The organism is Streptomyces cylindrosporus (genome assembly GCF_022698165.1).
Taxonomy (GTDB): domain Bacteria; phylum Actinomycetota; class Actinomycetes; order Streptomycetales; family Streptomycetaceae; genus Streptomyces; species Streptomyces cylindrosporus.
This window is the reverse complement of record NZ_JALDAY010000014.1, coordinates 314,878-321,809: the sequence shown is the minus strand read 5'-3', so window position 1 is coordinate 321,809 and position 6,932 is coordinate 314,878. Positions and strand designations below refer to the sequence as shown.

The window sequence follows — 6,932 nt, the reverse complement described above, 5'->3', positions numbered from 1 at the left end:
CGCCCCCCCCCCCCCCGGCACCCCCCCCCCCGCCCCCCTCCCCGACCCGCCCGGCCCCGTCCCCCCCCCCCCCCCCCCCCCCCCCGCCCCCCCCCGCCCCGTCACCCCACCACCCACCACCCCCGCCGACCCACCCGCCTGGCGTCTCTGGGTGGGCCTCGGGCGCAGCTACCTCGCCGGGCTCCTCGTCCGTGCTCGTCGGGCCCGTCGTGCCCGTCGTGCCCGCGGCGCCATCACCGTCTTCGTCGCCACCGCCGACACCCTCACCGGCCCCCAGGACCGCCCCGCCCGGCGGCGCTGACCGGGTCCGGCTGCTTCGTCGTCGGGGCAGGGCGCCACAGCCGTACCCCCACCCCGTAGAGCAGCAGGCCCAGTGCCAGGCCCGCGCCCGCGCCGAAGCACACCGTCGGGATCAGTTCGTACGGCTTCGCGGTGGAGCCCCAGTAGGCCCACCACCGCGTCGCCCGCTCCACCGCCGCGACCCCGGCACACCCCCCGATCACGACCCCGGCCCACCACCGGTCCCGTACGGACAACACAGGAACCGCCGCCACCACGGCCACCGGCGCAGTGCTCCCGACGCCCCGCCGCAACGCCCACCCCACCCACCCGGCGATCACCAGCGCCGCCGCCACCGAGCTCCCGTACTGCAGGTACCAGAACAGCGGTGAGCCGCCGAAGTCCTCCCCCAGTACCGGAAAGAGGCGCACACCCCACCGGTCGTGGTGCGTGAACGCGTCCCACACCACGTGGGTCAGCGCGCCCAGCGCCGCGGAGGCGTACCAGCGGGTCAGCAGCGACGGTGTCACGCGTGCTCGGGGCGTGCCGCTGTGGAGGAGGGCCGCCGGGCGGGGCTGCCAGGTGCGGGGGAGCAGGGCCAGCAGGGGTTCGCGGAGCAGCAGCCACAGGCCCACCAGCGCCCAGGCCACCCCCACGTCGACCGTGAAGACGCCGGGGAAGGAGTGCGTGACCTCGCCGAACTCCATCGCCCCGGGCACGACACTCGCCGCGTAATAGGTCATGTCGGGCGCGAAGGAACCCGCGACGAGCATGGCCGGAACCAGTCGCCCCCGGCCCGTTCCGTCAGTGCGTACGGCGGGCAGTACGGCCGCCGCATGACTCAGGGTGAACGGCAACGGAGCTCCTCGCGCGGTGGATTGGCCGGGGGTGATCGATTCCGTCCAGTATGGGCCCCGTACGAGCGCGAACCCATGGGGCAACAGGACATGGCCAACTGGTGAAAACCGGGCGCGAACGGGTCCCCATGGAAAGGAAGTTGTCATAGGGTCGCCTGGGTCGCCCTGCCGGGGAACGCGTCGAACGGAAATCGAAAGGCGTGGCGGGGCAACCGGCGAGGCAGACCGATCGTCACAACAGGGCGAGCACAGAGACAGAGACGGGCGCTCGGGCGTCCACGGGAGGGGTTCACTCTATGTCGGCGCAATTCGGCAGGAGGCTGGCCAAGGGAGCGGCGACCACCGCCGTGGCGGCACTCGCGGTCGCGGCTCTGTCCGCGTCCCAGGCGCCCGGCGTCACCGTGGACGACCACGGCAGACAGTCCGCGTCCGACGCCCAGCCCACGCCCGAGGCCACCGCCGACGCGGGCGCCGCCACCGGCAACTCCCCCTATTACACGGACCTCCCGCCGCTGAACAGCCCGAGCCCCTCGCCCAGCACGAGCACGGGCACCCCGGTCGCCCAGGGGGACGCCGAGTCCGGCATCCCCGCGACCGTCCTCGACGCCTACAAGAAGGCCGAGCAGGCCATGCGGGAGGCCAAGCCCGGCTGCAACCTGCCCTGGCAACTGCTCGCCGCCATCGGCAAGGTCGAGTCCGGCCAGGCCCGCGGCGGCCAGGTCGACGCCGACGGCACCACGATCACCCCGATCCTCGGCCCGCAGCTCGACGGCAACGGCTTCGCGCTCATCAAGGACACCGACGGCGGCAAGTACGATGGCAACAGCTCGTACGACCAGGCCGTCGGCCCCATGCAGTTCATCCCGTCCACCTGGGCCTGGGCCGGCCGGGACGGCAACGGCGACGGGGTCAAGGACCCCAACAACGTCTACGACGCCGCCCTCGCCGCCGCCCACTACCTGTGCCGCAACAACTGGGACATGTCCACCCAGTCCGGCCTCGACAGCGCGATCCTCAGCTACAACAACTCGCAGGACTACCTCAACACGGTCCTGTCGTGGCTGGAGTACTACCGCAAGGGCACCCACGAGATCCCGGACGGCACCGGCTCGGTCCCCTCGAACCGCAGCGACGACGGCCAGAAGACCAGCTCCAAGCCGTCGTCGAAGCCGTCCAAGAACCCGCCGAGCACCGGTTCCCCGAGCCCCACGCCGGGCAGCAGCGGCAGCCCCTCCACGCCGAGCTCGCCGTCGCCCACGCCCACGCCCACTGACACGGTGGACCACCTGGAGGACGCGGGCACCGTCAAGCTCACCGCGATGGCCGGCGACGCCTTCACCAAGAAGATCAGCACCAAGGCCGAGACCAAGGCCGGCAAGGCCGTCGCCAAGGTGCGCATCCGCTTCACCATCGTCGGCGACACCGACGCCACCTTCACCGGCGGCGAGAGCGTGGCCACGGTCGTCACCAACAGCTCCGGCACCGCTGTCGCGCCCGCGCTCCAGGCCGGCGAGAAGACCGGTGACTTCAAGGTCCGCGCGACCGTCGTGGGCCGCACGATCACCGGCCTCGACTACACGGCCACCGTCACCGAGCGCGTCGCCGACACCCTCGTCCGCACCAGCGACACCGCGCTGACCTGCACCGCGGGTGGCGAGTTCGCCGACCAGGTCGAGGTGAAGGCCACCTACAAGAGCGCCGTCGCCGACAAGGTCGCGGCCACCGCCACCCTGATCAAGTCGGCGGACGACGCGACCGAGAACGACAAGGGCCCCTACTTCAAGGACGCCGACGGCAAGACCGTACGCACCCTGACGGGTCTGACGACGGACGCGAACGGCGTGCTCACGCTGCCCAAGCTGTACGCCGACGACACCGCCGGCACCTTCCTGCTCCGCATCACCACCGCGGGCGGCGCCACGCTCGACGTCCAGCTGACGGTGACGGCGGCTGCCTCATCCTCGGCGAGCCCGAGCCCGTCGGCGAGCGCCACCTCGTAAGAGAGAACAAGCCCCTTCACGACAGGGCGCCCGGTCCGCCACGGCGGAGCGGGCGCCCTTCGTCCGTCCCGCGCGCGCCTCCGTCGTGTGCGACGTGTTCTCATCTCGCCCACCCGTTGCTACGGTGCCGGACCTGACGATGTATCAGTTCCAGTCCGTCGGGAGGCAGGCATGCGCGCCCTGATCGCCGCGGCGACCGGTCTCGCCCTCGCGTTCGCGTTCGTCCTCACCATCACCGCGATGGGGCAGCCGGCCGGAAAGACGTCCCCGAAACCGCTGCTCACGACGGTCCCCGCACACCCGTAGCCGTCCGCCCGGGAGGCCGAGATGCGCCGCAAGGCCAGTCTGGTCCTGCTCGCCTTCGCCGTGTTCTTCGCGGCCCTGTCCCCGCTGCTGCGCTGGTACGCCTTCCCGCGCCTGGCCAAGATCCCGGCCAACCAGTACCAGGACATGGTCCTGGAGGCGAAGAACGCGACCCTCCTCGACTACGGCACCATGAAGGCGCGCACGGTCCCCGAGGTCACCATCGTGCAGACCCTCAAGGGCAACGTGGAGGCCGCGAAGAAGATCGAGAAGACCGCGGGCCGGGACGTCGTCGTCTGGGACGGCCTCTCCTACGTCCAGGGCCCCGACGGCAAGATGGTCTCGCGGATCCCCGAGCGCTACATCTTCGACGCCCACAGCCAGGCCCCGGTCCACGCGACCGGCGAGATGGTCGACGGCGACCCGGTCAAGCGGACCGGCATCGAGTTCAAATGGCCCTTCCTGACGCAGAAACGGGACTACGAGTACTTCGACGCGCAGACCCGCACCACCAACCCCATCCACTACAAGGGCACCCAGGACTTCCGCGGCCTGAAGGTCTACTACTTCGAGCAGACCATCCCCTGGACCAAGGTCCCCTTCCCCAAGACCATGCCCGTCGCGGGCATCACCCCCGAGTCGGTCGCCAAGACCGGCACCACCCGCTGGTACACCACGGTCCGCAAGTTCTGGGTCGAGCCGGTCACCGGCGCCCCCGTCTACGGCGAGGAGATCCACAAGGAGGAACTGCGCGGCGGCACCCTCCTCGGCGACCGCGACAAGGTGACGGCGTTCGCCGGCCACGTGAAGATGCGCGAGGACTACATCAAGCACACGGTCGCGCTGGTCAAGTCCAACCGCACGCTGGTCCTGCTGATGACCTCGTACCTCCCCTGGGGCTTCCTGTTCCTCGGTGTCCTCCTGCTGGCCCTCTCCCTCTGGCTGGAGGCCCGCAGCCGGCGCCCGGCGGACCCGGAACCGGCCGAGTCCGAGGCGCCGGAACCGGTCATCGCCTGAGCCGCGCGTTGGTGAACCGGGTCGGCTCGGCGCTCGCCGGGTCCTCCGGCCACGGATGCTTCGGATACCGCCCCCGCAGTTCCGCCCGCACCCCCTTGTATCCGTCCTTCCAGAAGGAGGCGAGATCGGCGGTCACGGCGGCGGGCCGCCCGGCGGGGGACAGCAGATGCACCAGCAACGGCCCCCCGGCCACCGAGGGCGACTCGTGCAGCCCGAACATCTCCTGCAACTTCACGGCCAGCACGGGCTGTTCGGGGTCCCCGTAGTCGATCCGGATCCTGGACCCACTGGGCACGACGATCCGCTCCGGCGCCAGCTCGTCGAGCCGCCCGGCCTCTCCCGAGGCCCACGGCAGCAGCCGCGCCAGCGCCTGCCCGGCGTCGATCCGCCCGAGGTCCGCCCGCCGTCGGGCCCGGCCCAGCTCCGGCTCCAGCCACTCGTCCACGCGCGCGTGGAGCGCGTCGTCGGACACATCGGGCCAGGGCTCCCCGAGGCGCAGCCGCAGAAACGCGAGCCGCTGCCGCAGTACGACGGCATCGGCCGACCACCGCAACAGGCCGAGCCCCTCCTCCCGCAGCCCTTCAAGAAGCGCATCGCGTACGAGTACGGGGTCGGCGTCCCTCAACGGGCGCACGGCGAGCTCGATGGCCCCGAGCCGCTCCACGCGCCGCGCGACGACGTCCCCGTCGGCCCAGTGCACCTCCTGGCCCTCGGAGTACAGGGACGCGGCGGCACGCCGGGCCACGTCCTCGTCGATCACACTCGCAAGCTGCACACGCGCGTGCCCCTTCCCGACGGGCCGGTCGGCGACGGCGACGGCGATCCAGGGGGCCCCGCGCAGAGGGCTGCCCTCACCGAGCTCGGCACGGGTCCCGGAGGCCATGAGATAGGACCCGCCGTCGGCTTTGGCCACCCGCTCGGGAAAGGCGAGCGCGGCGACGAGCTCGATGGTGCGGTCGTCGGCCGCGTTCTGTGTCGCGGACGCGTCTTCTTCGTTCGCCCGGAGCCTGCGCACTTCCGCACGCCACCGTCCCGCATAGGCGTCGCCCCCACGCCGAGCGGCCCGCAAAGCAGCCGCCAGGTCGTCCCCGTACTCACGCGGTGCCTCCTCCGACAGCAGGGCGACCACCTCGGCGCCTTCGCCCGCCGTGTCCAGCAGCGCCCGGCCCAACCGCGGATGCAGCCCCAGTCGCGCCAGCCGCAGCCCGCGTTCCGTGGCCCGGCCGGCGGAGTCCACCGCACCGATCGCCGTCAGTACCGCCCGCGCCGCCGCCATCGCCCCGCCCGGCGGCGGATCCAGCAGCGCCAGCCCGGTCGCGTCCGGATCGCCCCAGCACGCCGTCTGGAGCGCGAACGCCGTCAGGTCGGCCACCTTTATCTCCGGCGCCGGAAAGCGCGGCAGACGGGCGTCCTCGGCCTCCGCCCAGCAGCGGTACACCGCCCCCGGTGCCTCACGCCCGGCCCGCCCCGCCCGCTGCCGCCCGGCCGCCTGCGAGGCCCGTACCGTCGTCAGCGCGCTCAGCCCGCGCGCGTGGTCGACACGTGGCTCCCGGGCCAGCCCGGAGTCGACGACCACCCGCACGCCCGGCACCGTCAGCGAGGACTCCGCCACCGAGGTGGCCAGCACGACCCGGCGCCGTTCGCCCGGCGCCAGCACCGCGTCCTGCACGGCCGCCGGCGTCCTCCCGTGCACCTGGAGCACGTCCACGCCGTCCAGAGACCCCAACTGCCCCGCCACGCGCGCGATCTCGCCCACGCCGGGCAGGAAGCACAGCACGTCCCCGTCCCGCTCGGCCAGCGCCCGCCGTACCGTCGACGCCACGTGGGCGAGCAGCGCCGGGTCCACGCGCATGCCGTGCGGCGGACGTACCGGACGGGCCGGCGGGGACCAGATCACCTCCACCGGATACGCGGCCCCCTCCGCCTCGACCACCGGCGCCCCGCCCAGCAGCCGGGCCCAGCCGTCCGCGTCCGTGGTCGCCGACGCCGCCACCAGCCGCAGCTCCGGCCGCAGCGTCTCGCGTACGTCCCACAGGAAGGCGGCCGTCGTGTCCGCGTCCAGGTGCCGTTCGTGGCACTCGTCGAGGACGACCACGTCGACGCCGGTCAGCTCCTGGTCGCGTTGCAGCCGCTGCAACAGCACACCGGTCGTCACGACCTCCACGCGCGCGTGCCGCCCGACGACCCGCTCGCCGCGCACCGTGTAGCCGACGCTCGCGCCGACCTTCTCGCCCAGCAGCCACGCCATCCGCCGGGCCGCGGCACGGGCGGCGATACGGCGGGGCTCCGCGACGACAACCCGCCGCGCCGGGCCGTTCCCGAGCAGCCCGGCCAGCTCCAGCGGCACCAGCGTCGTCTTGCCGGTGCCCGGAGGGGCCACCAGCACCGCGGTGCCGTGCGCCTCCAGAGCGTCGTCCAGGGCGGGCAGGGCGCCGCGTACGGGCAGCGCGTCCAGGGCGTCGTAACGGATCACATG

At 72.9% G+C, this 6,932-nt stretch carries 5 protein-coding genes; 3 read left to right on the top strand and 2 right to left on the bottom strand.

What is annotated here, in order from left to right; genetic code table 11:
* Positions 1-263: 263 nt before the first annotated feature.
* Positions 264-1,136 carry a DUF4184 family protein gene (locus MQP27_RS40315; RefSeq protein WP_242774872.1) on the bottom strand — a complete coding sequence of 291 codons (873 nt, stop codon included), beginning with the start codon at positions 1,134-1,136 and terminating at the stop codon, positions 264-266.
* Positions 1,137-1,432: 296 nt separating this feature from the next.
* Between MQP27_RS40315 and MQP27_RS40310 the strand changes: the two genes are divergently transcribed.
* The 3 genes from MQP27_RS40310 to pgfA all read left to right on the top strand — a co-directional run bounded on the left by MQP27_RS40310 (position 1,433) and on the right by pgfA (position 4,456).
* Positions 1,433-3,136 carry a lytic transglycosylase domain-containing protein gene (locus MQP27_RS40310; protein ID WP_242774870.1) on the top strand — a complete coding sequence of 568 codons (1,704 nt, stop codon included), beginning with the start codon at positions 1,433-1,435 and terminating at the stop codon, positions 3,134-3,136.
* Positions 3,137-3,307: 171 nt separating this feature from the next.
* Complete coding sequence (locus tag MQP27_RS40305) at positions 3,308-3,442, top strand: SPW_0924 family protein (protein WP_242774867.1); 135 nt, start codon at positions 3,308-3,310, stop codon at positions 3,440-3,442.
* 21 nt (positions 3,443-3,463) lie between these two features.
* A complete protein-coding gene (gene pgfA / locus MQP27_RS40300; RefSeq protein WP_242774864.1) occupies positions 3,464-4,456 on the top strand; it encodes a cell envelope lipid trafficking protein PgfA in 993 nt (330 codons plus the stop codon).
* On the opposite strand, the gene hrpB is transcribed toward pgfA, so the two are convergent.
* Positions 4,446-6,929 carry an ATP-dependent helicase HrpB gene (hrpB, locus tag MQP27_RS40295; RefSeq protein WP_242774862.1) on the bottom strand — a complete coding sequence of 828 codons (2,484 nt, stop codon included), beginning with the start codon at positions 6,927-6,929 and terminating at the stop codon, positions 4,446-4,448. The two genes, pgfA and hrpB, sit on opposite strands and share 11 nt — an antisense overlap.
* Positions 6,930-6,932 lie beyond the last annotated feature (3 nt).